Annotated in this window: 14 protein-coding genes; 12 read left to right on the forward strand and 2 right to left on the reverse strand. The window is 72.1% G+C overall.

The genetic code is table 11. The annotated features are described in order from the left end of the window. The first annotated feature begins 11 nt into the window (after positions 1–11). From ACCP09_RS14900 to ACCP09_RS14950, 11 genes are read left to right on the forward strand one after another with little or no spacing between them, the layout of a single operon-like run. Positions 12–1,184 (forward strand): thiolase family protein, encoded by a 1,173-nt coding sequence (locus tag ACCP09_RS14900; protein ID WP_433747010.1) that lies wholly within the window; start codon positions 12–14, stop codon positions 1,182–1,184. A gap of 6 nt (positions 1,185–1,190) precedes the next feature. Continuing rightward, complete coding sequence (locus ACCP09_RS14905; protein ID WP_051362554.1) at positions 1,191–1,592, forward strand: Zn-ribbon domain-containing OB-fold protein; 402 nt, start codon at positions 1,191–1,193, stop codon at positions 1,590–1,592. After that, a complete protein-coding gene (locus ACCP09_RS14910) occupies positions 1,589–2,515 on the forward strand; it encodes a TIGR03620 family F420-dependent LLM class oxidoreductase (RefSeq protein WP_027929377.1) in 927 nt (308 codons plus the stop codon). The genes ACCP09_RS14905 and ACCP09_RS14910 overlap by 4 nt, the downstream gene beginning before the upstream one ends. Next, on the forward strand, positions 2,512–6,003 hold the full coding sequence (locus tag ACCP09_RS14915) for an indolepyruvate ferredoxin oxidoreductase family protein (protein ID WP_433747014.1): 3,492 nt from the start codon (positions 2,512–2,514) through the stop codon (positions 6,001–6,003). The genes ACCP09_RS14910 and ACCP09_RS14915 overlap by 4 nt, the downstream gene beginning before the upstream one ends. Further along, entirely contained in the window at positions 6,000–7,379 is a 1,380-nt protein-coding gene (locus ACCP09_RS14920; RefSeq protein ID WP_433747017.1) for an FAD-binding oxidoreductase, read from the forward strand. Before ACCP09_RS14915 ends, ACCP09_RS14920 begins: the two co-directional genes overlap by 4 nt. Further along, positions 7,361–8,380 (forward strand): alcohol dehydrogenase catalytic domain-containing protein, encoded by a 1,020-nt coding sequence (locus tag ACCP09_RS14925; RefSeq protein WP_433747019.1) that lies wholly within the window; start codon positions 7,361–7,363, stop codon positions 8,378–8,380. Before ACCP09_RS14920 ends, ACCP09_RS14925 begins: the two co-directional genes overlap by 19 nt. Then, on the forward strand, positions 8,377–9,618 hold the full coding sequence (locus tag ACCP09_RS14930) for a CoA transferase (RefSeq protein ID WP_433747022.1): 1,242 nt from the start codon (positions 8,377–8,379) through the stop codon (positions 9,616–9,618). The genes ACCP09_RS14925 and ACCP09_RS14930 overlap by 4 nt, the downstream gene beginning before the upstream one ends. Next, a complete protein-coding gene (locus ACCP09_RS14935; protein ID WP_237338896.1) occupies positions 9,615–11,093 on the forward strand; it encodes an aldehyde dehydrogenase in 1,479 nt (492 codons plus the stop codon). The genes ACCP09_RS14930 and ACCP09_RS14935 overlap by 4 nt, the downstream gene beginning before the upstream one ends. Positions 11,094–11,136: 43 nt before the next feature. Continuing rightward, entirely contained in the window at positions 11,137–12,762 is a 1,626-nt protein-coding gene (locus ACCP09_RS14940) for a PQQ-binding-like beta-propeller repeat protein (protein WP_433747025.1), read from the forward strand. After that, positions 12,759–13,643, forward strand: coding sequence for a TIGR03621 family F420-dependent LLM class oxidoreductase (locus ACCP09_RS14945; protein WP_433747028.1), 885 nt, complete (start codon positions 12,759–12,761; stop codon positions 13,641–13,643). Before ACCP09_RS14940 ends, ACCP09_RS14945 begins: the two co-directional genes overlap by 4 nt. A 2-nt stretch (positions 13,644–13,645) precedes the next feature. Further along, positions 13,646–14,899, forward strand: a complete 1,254-nt coding sequence (locus tag ACCP09_RS14950; protein ID WP_433747031.1) for an acyl-CoA dehydrogenase family protein — start codon at positions 13,646–13,648, stop codon at positions 14,897–14,899. Positions 14,900–15,120: 221 nt separating this feature from the next. Here ACCP09_RS14950 and dctA read toward each other — a convergent pair whose 3' ends face one another. Further along, positions 15,121–16,509: a C4-dicarboxylate transporter DctA gene (gene dctA, locus ACCP09_RS14955; RefSeq protein WP_123686488.1), complete on the reverse strand. Its 1,389-nt coding sequence runs from the start codon at positions 16,507–16,509 to the stop codon at positions 15,121–15,123. Positions 16,510–16,543: 34 nt separating this feature from the next. Beyond that, on the reverse strand, positions 16,544–17,659 hold the full coding sequence (locus ACCP09_RS14960) for a glycerate kinase family protein (protein WP_433747035.1): 1,116 nt from the start codon (positions 17,657–17,659) through the stop codon (positions 16,544–16,546). Positions 17,660–17,788: 129 nt separating this feature from the next. Here ACCP09_RS14960 and ACCP09_RS14965 point away from each other — a divergent pair. Next, positions 17,789–18,623: LysR family transcriptional regulator (locus ACCP09_RS14965; RefSeq protein ID WP_433747038.1), on the forward strand; the 835-nt coding region annotated here is incomplete at its 3' end.

The following is an 18,623-nucleotide window of genomic DNA, read 5'->3' on the forward strand; positions in this document are numbered from 1 at the left end:
AAGGACACATCATGCCCCTCGGGCCCTTGCGCCAGGTGGCCATCGTCGGAGTCGGGATCACGGAACTGTCGCGCACCTCGGAGCGCAGCGGTCTCGATCTCGCCGCCGAGGCCCTCCGGCTCGCGCTCGACGACGCCGGTCTCGGCCGGGACGACGTCGACGGCCTGTTCACCAACGTCGGCTACCCGCTGGCCGTCGACTACGACCGGATGGCCGAGGCGTTCGGCCTGCGGATTCGCGCCGCTCTGCAGACCTGGACCCACGGCCGGTTCGTCGGACCCGCGTTGCAGGCCGCCGTGCAGGCGGTGGCGCTCGGCACGGCGGAGGTCGCCGCCTGCGCGGCCGGGGTGGCGTTCTCCGGGCTCGGTGTCGTGGGCGGTGCCGACGACCTGGAAGGGTTGCGCCAGGGCGGCGGCTCCCACGGGGAACTGCCGCACTACGGGATGACGGCGCCGGGCGCGGGCGCGGCGATGGCGCTGCGCCGGTACTGCGCCCGGTACGGCAAGGACCCCGAGCTGATCTCGGCCGTGCCGATGGCGTTCCGCCGCCACGCGCGCCTGAACCCGAACGCGCAGATGACCAAGCCGCTCGAGCCCGAGGACTACGCCGCCGAGCCCTACGTGGTGGAACCGTTGCGGCGGCCGGATTTCGCGCTGCTCAGCGATGGCGGCGGCTGTCTGCTGGTGACCACCCTCGAACACGCGCGGGACCTGCGTCAGCCCGCGGTCGTCGTCAGCGGGATGCAGGGGTTGCACGCCGGCCGTGACGAGTTCATCTTCGCGCCGCCCGGGCTGGGGGTCTTCTCCCAGGGTGACACCCGCCGCGCCGAGGCCAACCCGGTGTACCGGATGGCCGGGCTCACCGGGCCGGGCGACGTCGACTCGCTCCAGCTCTACGACGCCTTCTCGCCCAACGTCGTGTTCGTGCTGGAACGCTTCGGCTTCACCGGCGAAGGTGAAGCGCTCGACTGGCTGCAGGACGGCCGGATCGAGCTGGGTGGCGACCTGCCGACCAACACCGCGGGCGGGTTGCTCTCCGAGGCCCACCTCTGCGGGTGGGGGCACCTGATCGAAGCCACCCGCCAGCTCCGCGGACAGGCCGGGCCGCGGCAGGTGCCTGGCTGCGAGGTCGTCCAGTGGGCGACCCCGTTCGGCGACTCGCTCATCTTCTGCAAGGACCGGTGACCCTCGATGACCGCTGCACGACCACTGCCCATCCGCTACCCCGAGGACGTCGAGCACCTCGACGGTGCGGCCCGGGGCGAACTGCGCATCCCGGAATGCCGCTCCTGCGGGCACCGGTTCTGGCCGCCAGGGCCCGTCTGCCCCCGCGATTTCAGCACCGACGTCGGCTGGGTGACCGACCCCGGGACCGGCCGCGTGCACACGTGGGTCCGGTTCCACAAGAGGTATTTCGCCGGTGACGAGGTGCCCTACGTCGTGGTGCAGATCCGCCTGGACAGCGGGCCGAACCTGACCACGACCTGGACGGGCGCGGCCGATCCGGTGATCGGTGAGCCGGTCGTGGTGTCGTTCCGGGAGGTCGGGGACTCGGTGTTCCTGCCGGAGTTCGGACCCGGGGGTCCGGCGTGAGCTCCGGCCGCGACCTGGCGAACCGGATCGGGCCGGCCGGGGTGTGGCTGTCGGTACTCGGCGAGGTTCCCGCGGCGCTGGGCACCTCCGCCGCCGCGGCCATCGAGGCTCTCGGCTACGGCGCCTTGTGGGTCGGGGAATCACCGGCGCACAAGGAGGTCTTCACCCACACCGCGCTCCTGCTCGGCGCCACCGCGCGGATCACGGTCGCCACCGGCATCGCCACCATCTGGGCTCGGGACGCGATCGCCGCCGCTGCGGCCGCGTACACCCTCGGCGAGGCCTTTCCGGGGCGTTTCGTGCTGGGCCTGGGCGCCAGTCACGCCGAGGCCGGGCGCGGGCGGGGACACGACCGGCCTCGCACGGCGCTGCGGGAGTACCTGGACACGCTGGACGCCGCCCCCTACCGGGGACCGCGACCGGACCTGCCAGTGCCCCGCGTCCTGGCGGCGCTGCGGCCGCGTATGCAGGAGCTGGCCCGTGACCGGGCGGAGGGCATGCACTCGTTCTTCGTCCCGCCCTCGCACACGGCGACGGCGCGGGAGCGCCTCGGACCGGGGCCGCTGCTCGCGCCCGAGCAGGCGGTGGTCGTCGACCGTGACGCCGGGCGTGCCCGCACCATCGCACGAGCACACGTGGCCACCCGGCTCGCCTTGCGCAACTACGTGAACCACCTGCGTGCTCTCGGCTTCACCGACGACGATCTCGACGGCGGGGGCAGCGACCGGCTGGTCGACGCCCTGATCGCCTGGGGCGGCGCGGACACCGTCGCGGCACGGGTCCGCGAGCATCTCGACGCCGGCGCCGATCACGTCGCGATCCACCCCCTGACCGCACCGGGCGAGGGCCTCGCGCCCGTTCTCGGCCAGCTCCGGGACCTCGCGCCCGCATTGTCCCTGCCGCACGGAGGAACCACGCCATGACCGACCCCGCCGTCCGCCGTCTCCAGGACCGCTACCTGGTGACCGACGGGCTCCTCCACCTGACCGGCGTGCAGGCGCTGGCCCGGCTGCCGGTCGACGCGCGCCGCGCTGACCGCCGGGCGGGGATGCGGACCAGGGCTTTCGTGTCCGGTTACGAAGGATCGCCACTCGGTGGCTACGACCTCGAACTGGGCAGGCAGCACGAGCTGCTGGCCGAGCACGGTGTCGTGTTCCGCCCGGGGGTCAACGAGGAGCTGGCCGCGACGGCGGTGCAGGGTGCACAGCTCGCCGCGGCCTCACCGCACCGCCGGGTCGACGGTGTGACGGGTTACTGGTACGGCAAGTCCCCGGGCCTCGACCGTGCCTCAGATGCCCTCCGGCACAACAACCTCATGGGTACCCACCCGGCAGGCGGCGCGCTCGCGCTGGTCGGCGACGACCCGGCGGCGAAGTCCTCGACCGTGCCCGGTAGCTCCGAGCTGCTGCTCGCCGACCTCGGCATGCCGACGCTGTACCCGGCCGACCCGCAGGACGTGCTCGATCTGGGGCTGCACGCCGTCGCGCTGTCCCGCGTGTGCGGTCTGTGGGTCGGGCTCAAGATCGCCACGAACGTCGCGGACGGAGCCGGACCGGTCCGGGTACATCCCGAGCGGATTCGCCCGGTGGCACCGGATCCGGTCGTGGACGGGCGTCCGTTCACGCACGAGATGACCGCCAGGATGCTCCAGCCGGATCTCGGCCGGCTCGAACGCACCCGGGACGGCGCCCGGCTCGAACTCGCCCGCCGTTACGCAGCTGCCAACGGTCTCGACACGATCGTCGGTCGCGACGCCAGGATCGGGATCGTCGCTCCGGGCAAGACCTTCCACGACGTGCGGCAGGCGCTGGGCATCCTCGGACTCGACGACGCCGAGCTGACCCGCCGCGGCGTGCGGCTGCTGCACCTGGCGATGGTGCACCCGCTGGAGCCCACGGTCGTCGAGCGGTTCACCACGGGACTGCGCGAGATCATCGTGGTGGAGGAGAAGCGGTCCTTCATCGAAGCCGCCCTGAGGGATCTGCTCTACGGCCGCCCGGACGCGCCGGCGATCAGCGGCAAGCGCGGACCGGACGGCGCCGCCCTCATCCCGGCAGCCGGCGAACTGGATCCCGACACCATCGCCGGGGCACTGGCGGTGCGGCTCCGGGCGCACGGCGACTTTCCCTCGATCGAGGCGTGGCGGCCCCCGCGGCGGACCATCTCCCTGCCGCTGGCCACCCGCACGCCGTACTTCTGCTCGGGTTGCCCGCACAACACCTCCACGAAGGCGCCGGACGGGTCGCTGGTCGGCGCCGGCATCGGCTGCCACAGCCTGGTGCTGATGACCGGCCCGCAGCAGAGCGGGGAGATCACGGGCCTGACGCAGATGGGCGGCGAGGGCGCGCAGTGGGTGGGCATGAGCCCGTTCGTCGACCGGGACCACCTGTTGCAGAACCTGGGCGACGGCACGTTCCACCACTCCGGAAGCCTGGCCATCCGCGCCGCGGTCGCCGCCGGCGTCAACATCACCTACAAGCTGTTGTACAACTCGGCGGTCGCGATGACCGGCGGCCAGCAGCCGGCGGGCGTGCTCACGATCCCGCAGATCACGCGGGCGATGCAGGCCGAAGGCGTGCGGCGGATCATCGTCACGACCGAGGATCCCCGTCGCTACCGGCGCGTCCGCCTCGCGCGAGGTGTCCAGGTGTGGCACCGCGACCGGCTCACCGAGGCGCAGGAGACGCTCGCCCGCGTCGACGGCGTCACCTTGCTGATCCACGACCAGGAATGCGCGACCGAACTGCGCCGCAAGCGCAAACGCGGCCTCGCCCCGGAACCCGCTGCACGTGTGGTCATCAACGAGCGGGTGTGCGAGGGCTGCGGTGACTGCGGTGCGAAGTCGAACTGCCTGTCCGTCCAGCCCGTGCCCACCGAGTTCGGCCGCAAGACCCGCATCGACCAGTCCTCGTGCAACAAGGACTTCTCCTGCCTCGCCGGGGACTGCCCGTCGTTCCTCACCGTGGTCCCGGGCGCGGACGGGGCGCGGCGGCCGGTCGCGGATCCGATCCCGGCCGAGCTGCCCGAACCCGCACGGGCCGTCCCGGCTGACCGGTTCACCGTGCGGATCACCGGCGTCGGCGGCTCGGGAGTGGTGACCCTGTCGCAGATCCTCGGCACGGCCGCGGCCATCGCGGGCCTGCCCGTCCGCTCGCTGGACCAGACCGGGCTCGCGCAAAAGGGCGGCGCGGTGGTTTCGGACGTCAAGATCGGCGACGCCGGCGCCAACAAGGCGGCCGCGGGGGAGTGCGACCTGTACCTCGGCGCGGACGTGCTCGTGGCCGCAGACCCGCGGTACCTGGCGGTCGCCGATCCGGATCGCACCATCGCCGTGGTCTCGACGGCGCGCGTGCCGACAGGCGCCATGGTCACCGACACGAGTGTCGCCTTCCCCGGCGAGGACGCGCTGCTCGACCGCATCCGGGAGGCGACCGACGCCACGACGATGACCGCGCTCGACGCGCGGGAAGCCTCCGAGGTGCTGTTCGGCCAGGACCAGTTCGCCAACCTCCTGCTCACCGGGGTGGCTTATCAGCTGGGTGGCCTGCCGATCCCTGCCGCCGCGATCGAGGAAGCGATCACCGTGGGCGGCACCAAGGTGCAGGCCAACATCCAGGCTTTCCGCCGTGGACGGCAGTTCGTGGTGCGCCGCGCGGAATTCGAGGCGACGGTGCGCGCTCTGCGCGGCGAACCCGAACCAGCGCCCGTCCTCGACACGAGTGCGAAGGTGCTGCTGGACTCGGTCTGCACCGACGAAAACGGTGAACTCGCCCGGCTGCTGCGCATCCGGGTGCCGGACCTGATCGCCTACCAGAACACCCGCTACGCCCGCCGTTACGTCGAGCACGTCGAGCGCGTGCGCCGGGCCGAAGCCGCGGCCGTACCGGGCGCCACCGCGTTGACCGAGGCCGTCGCGCGCAACTTGTACAAGCTCATGGCCTACAAGGACGAGTACGAGGTCGCGCGGCTGTCGCTCGACCCCGCGAACGAACGCGCCATCCGCGCCCGCTTCGGCGCGGACGCGCGCATCTCCTACCGCCTGCATCCACCAGTCCTGCGGGCGCTGGGGATGCGCCGCAAGCTGGAGCTGGGACCGTGGTTCCGTCCGGTCTTCCGCGGTTTGATGGCCGCCCGGAGGCTGCGCGGGACGAAGCTCGATCCCTTCGGCCACACCGCGATGCGCAGGCTGGAGCGCGAACTGATCGCCGAGTACGAGCGGGTCACCGCGCACCTCGCCCAGTTCGTCCAGCCGGACACCCACGCCCTCGCGGTCGAAACGGCCGAGCTCCCCGACCTCGTCCGCGGTTACGAGCACGTCAAACTCGCCACCGTCGAGCAGTACCGGGCCGAGCTCGCGGAGCGGATGGCCAAGTTCCGCGAGGCGAGCGGCCAGGGCGGTGCTGCGTCGTGAGCGTGGTGGAGGAGTTGCGGCGGACGCTGCCCGCCGGGCGGCTGCTGGAGGACCCGGCCGGGTACCTCCACGACGAGGCAGTGTGGGCCCCGCACGGCAAGCCGATCGCTGTCGTGCGTCCGCATACGGCAGAAGAGGTCCAGCAGGTGGTGCGCGCGTGTGTGCGGCATCAGGTCCCCGTCGTGCCGCGCGGCGCGGGCACCGGTCTGTCGGGCGGCGCGAACGCTGTCGACGGCGGAATCGTGCTGTCCACGGAGAAGATGACCGCGATCCGGGAGATCGACGTCGCCGAGCGGCTCGCGGTCGTCGAACCCGGGGTGGTCAACGACCACCTGCGGGCGGCCTGTGCGGAGCGCGGTCTGTGGTACCCGCCGGACCCGGCGAGCGCGCCGTGGTCGACCATCGGCGGCAACGTGGCCACCAACGCGGGTGGGCTGTGCTGCGTCAAGTACGGGGTGACCCGCGACTACGTGCTGGGTTTGCAGGTGGTGACGGGCACCGGGGAACTGGTTCGCCTCGGCCGCCGCACCGCCAAGGGGGTCGCCGGCTACGACCTGACCGGGCTGGTGGTGGGCTCCGAGGGCACCCTCGGTGTGGTCACCGAGGTCACCGTACGGCTGCGTCCCGCGCGCCGGCCCGAGCGCACGGTCGCCGGCTTTTTCGCTTCGCTCGCCGACGCGGGCCGCGCTGTCGCCGCGGTGAGCGCGGCCGGGCTCGTCCCGTCGGCACTGGAACTGATCGACCGGCACACCCTCGCGGCCGTGGACGCCTGGAAGAACATGGGCCTGTCGGCCGAGGCCGACGCCGTGCTGCTCGGCCGCACCGACGCGCCGGGCGAGGCGGGTGAGGCGGAGGCCGAGACGATGCTGGCCTGCTTCACCGGCGCCGGAGCCACCTGGGCCGCGGTCTCGTCCGATGTGGACGAAGCCGAAGCCCTGTTCACCGCGCGACGGCTGGCCTACCCCGCACTCGAACGGCTCGGCCCGGTGCTCACCGAGGACGTGTGCGTGCCGCGCGCCGCGGTCCCGGTCATGCTCGAGAAGATCGAGCACATCGGACGCCGTCACGACGTGCACATCGCCAACGTCGCACACGCCGGTGACGGCAACCTGCATCCGCTGCTGATCGTCCGCGTGGGCGATGCGGACGCGGAGGCCCGCGCGGAGGATGCGTTCGAGGCGATCCTCGACGAGGCGATCGCGCTGGGGGGCACCGTGACCGGCGAGCACGGCGTGGGGTTGCTCAAACGCGACGGGCTCCGGCGGGAATTGGCGGCACCGGTGCTGGCCCTGCACCACGCGGTGAAACAGGCGCTCGACCCGCACGGAATCCTCAACCCGGGCAAGGTGATCGAAACGTGCGCGCCGCAGTGCTGACCGGCCCGGGGGCCGTGGAAGTCACCGACATCGGCCGACCGCGACCGGCCGACGACGAAGTCCTCGTCGAGGTCGCCGCGTGCGGGGTGTGCGGGCACGACCAGGCCGACCGTGCCGGGTTGCTGAAGATCCCGTTGCCGGCCGTGCTCGGGCACGAGATCGCCGGCACGGTCGTGGCGGCCGGGTCGGCGGTCACCCGCTTCGCCCTCGGCGATCTCGTTGCTGCGAAGCAGTTCCGCACCTGTGGACGCTGCGGCCCGTGCACGGGCGGTGACGAGCTGCGGTGCGCGCAGCGGTCGTTCACCTACGGCGGGTTCGCGGAGTACGCCGTGCTCCGCGAATCCTCGCTGCTGACGATCCCACCCGGGGTGCACCCCGCCGAGGCCGCGATCGTCGCGTGTGCCGTCGGAACCGGTCTGCAAGCACTGCGCCGCATCGCGCGGGTCCGGGCCGGGGAGACCGTGCTGGTCACCGGAGCGGGCGGTGGCCTGGGTCTGCACGCGGTGCAGGTCGCGCACGCTCTCGGCGCCCGGGTGGTCGCCCTCACCGGCAACGCCCGCGCGGCAGGGCGGCTGCTCGACCTGGGCGCGGAACACGTCGTGGCCATGGGAGATTCGGCCTGGCAGGAGGTGTGCGACGCCACGGGCGGACACGGCGCCGACGTCGTGCTGGACAACGCCGGGCACCCGGCGGTCTTCCGGCAGGCGTTTCGCGCACTGGCCCACGCGGGACGGTACGTGCTGACCGGTCAGGTCGCCGGTGAGCCGCTGCGGGTCCACCCGGCCTTCGTTTTCGCGAAGGAGGCCGTGATCACCGGATCGGGCTCCACATCGATGTCCACCTTCGCCGATGCCATGGACATGCTGGCCGACGGCCGGGTGCGGGCCGTCGTCACGGCGTACCCGCTCGACGACGCCGCCCGCGCCTTCACCGACCTCGACGAGCGCCGGGTGACCGGCCGCCCCGTCCTCGTGCCCGGCCGCAACAGAGGAGAACGATGACCACGACCAGACCACTGGCTGGGCTGCACGTCGTCGAGTGCGCCAGCTTCGTCGCGGGTCCGACGGGCGGCTTGACCCTCGCCCAGCTCGGCGCCGACGTCATCCGCGTCGACCCGATCGGTGGCGGAAGTGACCACCTCCGCTGGCCGGTGGCGCCCGGCGGGGAGAGCTACTACTGGGCTTCGCTCAACAAGGGCAAGCGCTCGGTCACGGTCGACATGCGCAGCCGGGAAGGTCAGGAGCTGGTCCTGGCGTTGGCCACCGCATCCGGAACCGGACGTGGCGTCCTGATCGACAACGTCGTGGGCAGGCCTTGGCTGGCCCACGAGCGGCTGGCCGCGCGACGGCCCGATCTGATCCACGTGCGCGTGCAGGGCCACCCCGACGGCAGGCCCGCGGTCGACTACACCGTCAACGCCGAAGCCGGTGTTCCGTCGATCACCGGCGGCGAGGACCACGCCGGCCCGGTCAACCACGTGCTCCCCGCCTGGGACCTGATCGCCGGCCTCAGCGTCGCCACCGGGGTTCTCGCCGCCCTGCAGCAGCGCGCCCGCACCGGCGAGGGCGCGTTCGTCGAGCTGGCCCTGTCCGATGTCGCGCTCGCGGGGGTGGCGAACCTCGGCTGGCTGTCCGAGGCCGCCGACCGGGGAGGGGAGCGCCCGCGGCACGGCAACCATGTGTACGGCAGCTTCGGCGTCGACTTCGCCTGCCGGGGCGGCTCGCGCGTGATGGTCGTGGCGCTCACCGAGGGCCAATGGCGTGCCCTGCAGAGTGCGACCGGAACCGTCGAGGTCTTCCAGGCACTCGAGAAGGCGTTGCGCGCGGACCTGCGTGACGAGACCGAACGCTACCGGCTGCGCGAGACGATCGCGGCGATCCTCCGGCCCTGGTTCGCCGCGCGCGATCTCGACGAGGTCGGCAAGGAGCTGGACGCCGCGCGGGTGCTGTGGGGCCGGTACCGCGGCATGGCCGATCTCGTCGCCGATCACCGCGCAGGGGCACACCGGGTGCTCGCCGATCTGACCCTGCCGCGTGGAGGCTCCGCTGTCACCGCCCGTTCACCCTTGCGGTTCGACGGCGACCACGGGCCCGCGGGCGAGTGCGCGGAGCTCGGCCGGGACACCGAGGCCGTCCTGGCCGAGGTCCTCGGCCTGACCGCCGCCGAGATCGGCGGCCTGCACGACCGGCGGGTCATCGGGCCCCCGGCGGATCCGAACACCGAAAGGAAGGCACGATGAGCGTCACGGCGGAATCGACCACCGACTTGAACCGGACCCGGTTCTACATCGACGGCCAGTGGGTGGCCCCGAGGGGAACCGAGACCCAGGTCGCGCTGGAGGCGGCCACCGAACGTCCACTCGGCGTCGCCGCCCTCGGCACGGAGACCGACATCGACGCCGCTGTCCGGGCCGCTCGCCGTGCCTTCGACGAAGGCCCGTGGGGCCGCGCCACGGCCGCCGAACGCGCCACGGTCATGCGCCGGTTCGCCGACGCATTGGCCGCCCGTGCCGGGGACACCGCGGTGCTGGTCAGCCGCGAGAACGGGATGCCGATCGCCTTGTCGAACGCGTTCAACGGCGATGCTCCGGCCGGTCTCCTGCGCATGTACGCCGATCTGGCCGAGACCCTGCCCCTGGAAGAGGTGCGGCCGAGCCCGTCCGGGTCCACTGTGGTCCGTCGCCAGCCGGTGGGTGTGGTCGGAGCGATCACGCCGTGGAACTACCCGCAGGTCCTCGCGATGATGAAGATCGCCCCCGCACTCGCCGCGGGCTGCACCGTCGTGCTCAAGCCCTCGCCGGAGACCGCGCTCGACGGGTACGTGCTCGGGGATGCCGCCGCTGAGGCCGGGCTACCGCCGGGCGTGCTCAACATCGTCGTCGCGGGCCGAGAGGCCGGCGCCGCCCTCGTGTCGCACCCGCTGGTGGACAAGATCGCGTTCACCGGATCCACCGCGGCCGGGCGGGTCATCGGCGCCGAGTGCGGGCGGCTGATCCGCCGCTGCACCCTGGAACTGGGCGGCAAGTCCGCGGCGATCGTGCTCGACGACGCGGACCTGGACACCTTCGTCGCCGGACTGGACAACGCCTGCTTCCAGAACAACGGCCAGACCTGCACGGTCCAGTCCCGGATCCTCGCTCCCCGCTCGCGCTACGACGAGGTGGTGGAGGCCGTCGCGCGGTACGCGGGGAACGTGACCGTCGGCGATCCGCTCGACCCGGACGTCGCCTGTGGCCCCCTGGTCAGCAAGGCACAGCTCGACCGCGTCCTCGGCTACATCGACCTCGGCCTCCGGTCCGATGCCCGGCTCGTGGCCGGCGGCGGACGTCCCCCCGGACTGTCCCGCGGCTGGTTCGTCCAGCCCACGGTCTTCGCCGACGTCGACAACCGCGAGCGGATAGCGCAGGAGGAGATCTTCGGTCCGGTCGTCACCGTCACGCCCTACGACGGCGACGACGAGGCAGTCCGCCTCGCCAACGACAGCGAGTACGGGCTCGGCGGTTCGGTGTGGACCTCGGACGAGGAACGCGGACTCGCCGTCGCGCGGCGCGTCCGGACCGGAACGATCGGCGTGAACTACTACCTGCAGGACCTCGGCGCGCCCTTCGGCGGCATGAAGAGCAGCGGCATCGGCCGTGAACTCGGACCCGAGGCGCTCGGCAACTACCTGGAGTTCCAGTCCGTCTACGCCAGCGCCGACCAGCTCGACCGCTGAAACCGCCGAGTCTCCGGGGTCCCGCGGCCCCGGAGACCCGCCGATGCCGGAGGAGAAGATCTTGTTCACCCATCGACGTGTGATCACCGCGGCGCTCGTCGCCGCGCTCGTCCCGACGGTGTCCTGCGCGACCGCCGACAGCACCTCGGGTTACCGCCTGGAACGCCTTGTCACCGGTACCGCGATGCACACCATCAACGGGCTGGCCCTCGCGCCGGACGGCAGTGTCCTCACCGCCAACCTCGCCGGGGAGACCATCTCCGCGCTCGACCCGGCCACCGGGCAGATCAACAGTCTCGTGCCCCAGCGGGACGGCCGCTCCGATGATCTCGTCGTCGCTCCGTCGGGGGAGATATTCTGGACCGACCCGCTGGCCGGCGCGGTGAAGGGCCGTGACCGCGACGGGCGGATCCGGACCGTCGCGGACAACCTTCCCGGCGTCAACTCGATCGCCTTCGACCGGTCCCGGCAGCACCTGTACGCCGGGCAGACCTTCTTCGCCGACGGGCTCTGGGAGATCGACCCGCGGGTCGGCGTCGCGCCGCGGCTCGTCGCCCGCGATCTCGGATCCCTCAACGCGTTCGCGTTCGGCCCGGACGGGATGATCTACGGACCGCTCGGCAAGCGCGGACAGGTGGCCCGCATCGACCCGCGGACCGGGGTGGCCAGTACCGTCGCTGCCGGATTCCGCCAGCCGGTGTCGGTCCGCTTCGATTCCCGCGACCGCCTCTACGCGCTCGACGGAGCGACCGGGCAACTCATCCGCATCGACCCCGCCACCGGGGCGAAGGACATCGTCGCCACCCTGCCCGCCGGTGCCGACAACATGGTCATCGGCCCGCGGGACCACGCCTACGTCAGCAACATGGCCGACAGCGCCGTCACCGAAGTCGACCTCGGCACCGGGGCGCTCACGACCCTGACGTCGAGCCCGCTCGCCTTTCCCCAGGACATCGCCTTCGAGGGGAACACCCTCTACGTGGCCGACAGCACGGCGCTGCGCACCGTGGATCCGGGCACCGGGGTGGTCACCGAACTCGCCCGCCGGTTGTCCTCGGAACTGGAATTTCCCTCCGGCATCAGTGTCACCGCCCAGCACATCGTGCTCACCTCGGAACTGATCGGCACCGTGCAGGTCCTCGACCGCGCGACCGGAGAACCGGCCGGCGAGGTGCACGGGCTCGACAGCCCCTCCGACGCCGTCGAACTCGCCGACGGCAGTCTCGTGGTGTCCGAACCCGCGAACGGCCGGGTTCTGCGCGTCGTCGATGGACGACCGCGTGTCCTGGCGGAAAATCTGGGTGCCCCGGCTGGTCTTGCCCTCACTCCGCGTGGCGTCGTCCTGGCGGCCGAAGCCACCGGCGGACGCCTGCTTCAGATCGATCCCACGTCTGGCGAGGTCACCGAGATCGCACGGGGACTCGGCGCGCCCCGGGCGGTCGCCGTCGCGCCCGACGGATCCTCGGTGGTTCTCGACGCCGGTGGCCGTCGCGTGGTTTCGGTGAACAGCCGCGGGGAGCAGCAGGTGCTGGCCGACGGTCTCGCGGTCGGTCACCTGACCCAGCCCTACGCCCGGTCCGGGGGAGTGGCGGTCGGTGCGGACGGGACCGTTTTCGTCGCCGCCGACCGGGAGAACTCCATCTACGCGATCCGGCGGGCGGGCCGGTGACCGGGCGCGGCTTCCGGTTCGGCATCAACCTGCTCACGCCGTCGTCGCGGACCGCATGGCAAGCCCGGTGCAGGGAAGCGGAGGACCTCGGGTACGACGTCATCGCCGTACCCGATCACCTCGGCCTCCCCGCCCCGTTCCCGGCACTCGTATCGGCAGCCGAGATCACAACCCGACCACGGCTGGCCGTCTTCGTCCTGAACGCCGGCTTCTACAACCCCGCACTCCTCGCGCGTGACCTCGCCGGAACCGACCAACTCGTCGACGGCCGCCTCGAAGTCGCGCTGGGAGCGGGCTACGTCAAGGCCGAGTTCGACGCCGCCGGCCTGCCCTGGGCCGGTGCGCGCCACCGTGTCGACCACCTGGAACGCACAATGCGGGAGGTGCGCAGCCTGCTCACTGATTCGCGGCATCAACCGCGGCCGGTCCAGGATCCGATGCCGCCGCTGACCATCGCGGGCAACGGCAACCGGGTGCTGCGCCTGGCCGCCCAGCACGCCGACATCGTCGCCTTCAGCGGCGCCACCTCGGGGACGAACCCCGGTAGCCTCCGTTTTCTCGGCCCGGATGCACTGGCTCAGCGGGTCGCGCACGTTCGCGACGCCGCGCCGGACCGCTTCGGCGCCATCGAGCTCAACCTCCTCATCCACGCCGTCGCGCCCGACGGTGACCGTCGCCGCGCGGCCGCCGGGGCGCGCCGATTCGAAGACCACCTGCCGGACCGGGACTTGTCGGAGGTGCCGACCATCCTTTCCGGACCGCCCGGGGAAATGGCCGACACCCTTGAGCGCCACCGCGAGAGGTACGGCTTCACCTACTTCACAGTGCCGGAACCAGCCATGCGTGAGTTCGCCCGTGCCATCGCGAAAGTGAGGAGTTGACCATGGCTCGTCTGGCCCAGACCGCCGGTCTCACCGACGTGCAGTCGGAGATCCTGTCCACGGTTCGCTCGTTCGTGGACAAGGAGATCATCCCGCACGCCCAGGAGCTGGAGCACGCGGACGCCTACCCGGCGGACATCGTCGAGGGCATGAAGGAGATGGGCCTGTTCGGGATCACGATCCCGGAGGAGTACGGCGGGCTGGGCGAGTCGCTGCTGACCTACGCGCTCGTGGTCGAGGAGATCGCGCGCGGCTGGATGAGCGTGTCGGGTGTCATCAACACGCACTTCATCGTGGCGCACATGATCTCCCGGCACGGCACGCCGGAGCAGAAGCAGAAGTACCTGCCGAAGATGGCGGCGGGCGAGGTCCGCGGTTCGTTCTCGATGTCCGAGCCCGACCTCGGCTCGGACGTGGCGGCGATCAAGACCCGCGCGCGGCGGGACGGGAATGGGGGTACCCCCGCCAGTGGGGGCGTAGCCGGCGGGGGAGACTACGTCATCGACGGGTCGAAGATGTGGCTGACCAACGGCGGCTCGTCGAACCTGATCGCGTTGCTGGTGCGCACCGACGAAGGCGCGGAGAAGGCCCACCAGAACCTGACGACGTTCCTGGTGGAGAAGCCGGAGGGCTTCGGCGAGGTGGCGCCGGGGCTCACCATCCCGGGCAAGATCGACAAGATGGGCTACAAGGGCGTCGACACCACCGAGGCGGTGTTCGACGGCTTCCGTATCCCCGCCTCGCAGGTCCTCGGCGAGGCGCCGGGCAGGGGTTTTGCGTTCATGATGGACGGCATCGAGGTCGGCCGGGTGAACGTGGCGGCGCGGGCGTGCGGCATCGCGATCCGGGCGTTCGAGCTGGCGGTGGAGTACGCGCAGCAGCGCAGGACGTTCGGCAAGCCGATCGCCCAGCACCAGGCCATCGCGTTCAAGCTCGCGGAGATGGCCACCAAGGTCGAGGCGGCGCACCTGATGATGGTCAACGCGGCGCGGCTGAAGGACACCGGCGAGCGCAACGACGTGGCGGCGGGCATGGCGAAGCTCATCGCCTCCGAGTACTGCGCCGAGGTCACCCAGGAGGCGTTCCGCATCCACGGTGGCTACGGCTACAGCAAGGAGTACGAGATCGAGCGCCTGATGCGGGAGGCGCCGTTCCTGCTCATCGGCGAGGGCACCAGCGAGATCCAGAAGACGATCATCAGCCGCGGCTTGCTGCGCGACTACCAGGTCAAGAGCCGGCTTCCTGCGCGGCGCTGACCACGGCGGCGCTGGCTCAAGGTGCGGCTCACGCTCAGTTTCGGCAGGCGGTGATGTACTGACCGCACACCACACGGCTCGGGCTGTTTGTCGCGCCCCTGCGAGGGGTGCGATCCGGCGCAGCACCGGGACCGTAGGACTTCCCGGCCGGTGCCAGCATGGTGACGTTGAGGTGCATGTCGGGCCCGCCGGCGTCCGCGGTCATCGGACGCGCCCGCTGTTCAGTGCGCGGCCTGAGCGGGCGCTGCACCGGAGGGTGTCCCGTCGGCGGGCTCCGGCTGGGTGGTCGCCGGTTCGGGGGCGAGGGCGCGGTCTGCCGAGGTGGGGTCGCCGAGGACCTCGCGGGCGCGGGCCAGGTCGAGGTTGTGGTCCCATTTGGCGATGACCAGGGTGGCCACCGCGTTGCCGTAGAAGTTCACCAGGGCCCGGCATTCGGACATGAACTTGTCGATGCCGAAGATCAGCATGATGCCGGCTGCGGGGACGGTGCCGATGGTCGACAGCGTCGCCGTGAGGGCGATGAACCCGCCGCCTGCGACGCCGGCCGCGCCCTTCGACGTCAGCAGCATGACCGCGAGGAGCCCGAGCTGCTGGGGGACGGTCAGCGGCGTGTTGGTGGCCTGCGCGATGTAGAGCGCGGCCAGCGACAGGTAGATCGCCGCGCCGTCGAGGTTGAAGCTGTACCCGGTCGGCACCACCAGGCCGACGGTGGACCGGTCCGCGCCGAGGAACGTCAGTTTGCGCATCAGGCCGGGCAGGGCCGGCTCCGCGGTCGACGTGCCGAGGACGAGGAAGAACTCCTCCCGCAGGTACCGGAACAGCCGGAAGATGCTCAACCCGACGTAGGCGCGCAGCAGGCCGCCGAGCACGACGACCACGAACAGGATCGAGGTGACGTAGAACAGCAGGATCAGCGAGCCGAGACTGGACAGTGTGGACAGTCCGAACGCGCCGACGGCGTAGGCCATCGCACCGAAGGCGCCGAGCGGGGCGGCCTTCATCACGAAGCTCAGCACCTTGAACACGACTTCGGTGAGCCTCTTCACGCCGGTGACGATCGGGTCGCCGAGCGGGCCGATCGCCTTGATCGCGATGCCGAACAGCACGGCCAGGAAGATGATCTGCAGGATGTCACCGTCGGTGAAGGCACCGACGAAGCTGTCCGGCACCAGGTGGGTGAAGAACTCCCACCAGTGCTGCGTTTCGCCGGTTTCGATGTAGCGTTCGGCGTTGCCGGTGGGGTGCAGGGTGGACGGGTCGGCGTCGACGCCGTCGCCGAGCCGCACGATGTTGATCGCGACCAGGCCGAACACCAGCGCGACGATCGTGCCGACCTGGAAGTAGGTCAGCGCTTTCAGCCCGGTGAGGCCGACCTTCTTCAGATCCGCCACGCCGGCGATGCCGCCGATGATGGTGAGGAACACGATGGGGCCGATGAGCATCTTCATCGCGGCGATGAAGGTGGTGCCGATGGGCTGCATCGCCTCGCCCAGGCCGGGCGCACGCCACCCGAGGACGATGCCGATGACGATGGCGATCAGGACCTGCACGTAGAGCTGCCGGTACCAGGGCTTGCGGCGGCGCGGCGGGGCCGCGGGGGCGTGCGTCATTGCATCCTCCTGCGCGTCGGTGTGGGTGGGGGAGTCAGCCGAACACGTGCCGGGCGAGTTGTTCGCCCAGGCGTTCCAGCAGCGGGACGGCCTCGGCCATGCACCGGCCGGGGTCCGGTTCGAGATCGGTGAGGGTGAACGCGCCCGCGAACCCGGCGGCGGTGACTTCGGCGGGAGTGAGCCGGCTGCGCCCGGCCACCGCGTAGGCAGGCACCCCCGCCAGCCGAGCGGCGGCGGCCACGCCCAGCGGCGCTTTTCCGCGCAGGCTCTGCCGGTCCAGCGATCCCTCACCGGTGATCACGAGATCGGCCCGGGGCAGTCGCTCCGGCAACCCGGTCAGGCGCAGGACGAGTTCGATTCCGGGCACGCGGCGCGCTCCCAGGGTGAACAGGGCGAACCCCGCGCCGCCGGCGGCGCCCGCGCCCGGCGCGTCCGCCGCGGCGACTCCGGTGGCCGCCTCCAGAAGCGGCGCCCACGCGCTCAGCGCGCGCTCCAGCGTGGCGACCGTCGCCTCGTCGGCGCCCTTCTGCGGCCCGAACACCGCTGCCGCACCCTCGGGCCCGAGCAGGGGGTTGTCGACGTCGCAGGCCACGACCAGCTCGGCGTCGCGCAGCCCGCGGTGCAGACCGGTCAGGTCGATCGCCGCAACCGCGGGCAGGGCGGAGGTGCGGCCGGTCAGTTCGCGTCCCGCCGCGTCGAGCAACCGGGCGCCGAGCGCGGCGAGGAGCCCGGTTCCGCCGTCGGTCGTCGCGCTGCCGCCGAGCCCGACGACCACCTGCCGGTGGCCCGCGTCGAGAGCTGCCGCGATCAGCTCGCCGGTGCCGAACGTGGAGGCGGCGAGCGCCGTCGCGGGACTCGGCGCGTCCGGCAATCCCGACGCCGCCGCCAGCTCGACCACCGCGACCCCGCCACGGTGCGCGTAGCGAGCGGCGACCGGCTGACCGAGGGGACCCGTGACGGTGAGCCCGGCCGGGGTGAAACCGGCGGCGATCGCGGCGTCGACAGTGCCCTCGCCGCCGTCGGCCACGGGGTGCTCGTGCACCGCCGGCCGCGCGGCGTGCCGGCGCAGCCCGCGGGCGAGCGCGGCCGTGGCCTGCGCCGCCCCCAGCGACCCCTTGAACGAATCGAGAGCCACGACGACCTCGCCCATCCCGTCCTCCTCGACTCGCTGATCGACCGCGCACCACCATGACCCCCGGCCGGCCGCCGCGTCCAAGAGAACCTTGCTACCCGACTGATAGGCTCAACCAATGGCAAGGCCCTGAGCTGGGAGTTGAGGATGGACGCGCGGCAGCTGGAGTACTTTCTGGCGATCGTCGACCACGACGGGTTCGGCCGCGCCGCGCAGGCCCTGCACATCGCGCAGCCGTCGCTGTCCCAGGCGATCGCCGGTCTCGAGCGGGAGGTGGGCGTCAAGCTGTTCCACCGCGTCGGGCGGCGGGTGGTGCTCAGCGACGCCGGCGGCGAGCTGATCGGACCGGCCCGGCAGGTGCTGCGGGACCTGCGCACGGCGAAGGCGACGATGGAGTCGTTGAAGGGCGTCCAGCGTGGCCGCGTCGAACTGGTCACGATGCCCTCGCCCGGGATCGAGCCGTTGAGCACCCTGACCCGTGTGTTCACCGAGCGGCACCCGGGGATCACCGTGGAAGCGGGCGCGGCCTTCACCGTCGACGAGGTCGTGCAGCAGGTTCGCCAGGGCGCCTGCGAGCTCGGGCTTGTCGGGGCGCCCGGGGTGCTGCGCCCGCCGGGGCTGGAGGTCCTTCCGTTGCAGGAGCAGGACTTCGTGCTCGTCGGCGCCGGCGTCCCGGCCGGTGATCCCGTGCCGGTCGACGCTCTGGCCGGGGTGGACCTGATCGCCTCGCCGCCCGGCAGCCTCATGCGCCAGGTGGTCGACGACATCCGCGCGGCGCACCTGGACGTGCGGATCGTCGCGGAGGTCGCCCACCGCGCGTCGATCCTGCCGCTCGTGCTCGCCGGCGCCGGAGTGGCGGTGCTGCCCCCCGCCCGGGCCCCCCCCCCCCCCCCCCCCCGGGCCCCCGGCGCGCGCCCGGGCCCCCCCGCCCCCCCCCCCGCCCCCCCCCCGAGCCCGGCCCCCCCCCCCCCCCCCGCCCCGC

Origin of the sequence: Amycolatopsis sp. 3B14, from assembly GCF_050958625.1 — a bacterium.
Classification (GTDB): domain Bacteria; phylum Actinomycetota; class Actinomycetes; order Mycobacteriales; family Pseudonocardiaceae; genus Amycolatopsis_E; species Amycolatopsis_E thermoflava.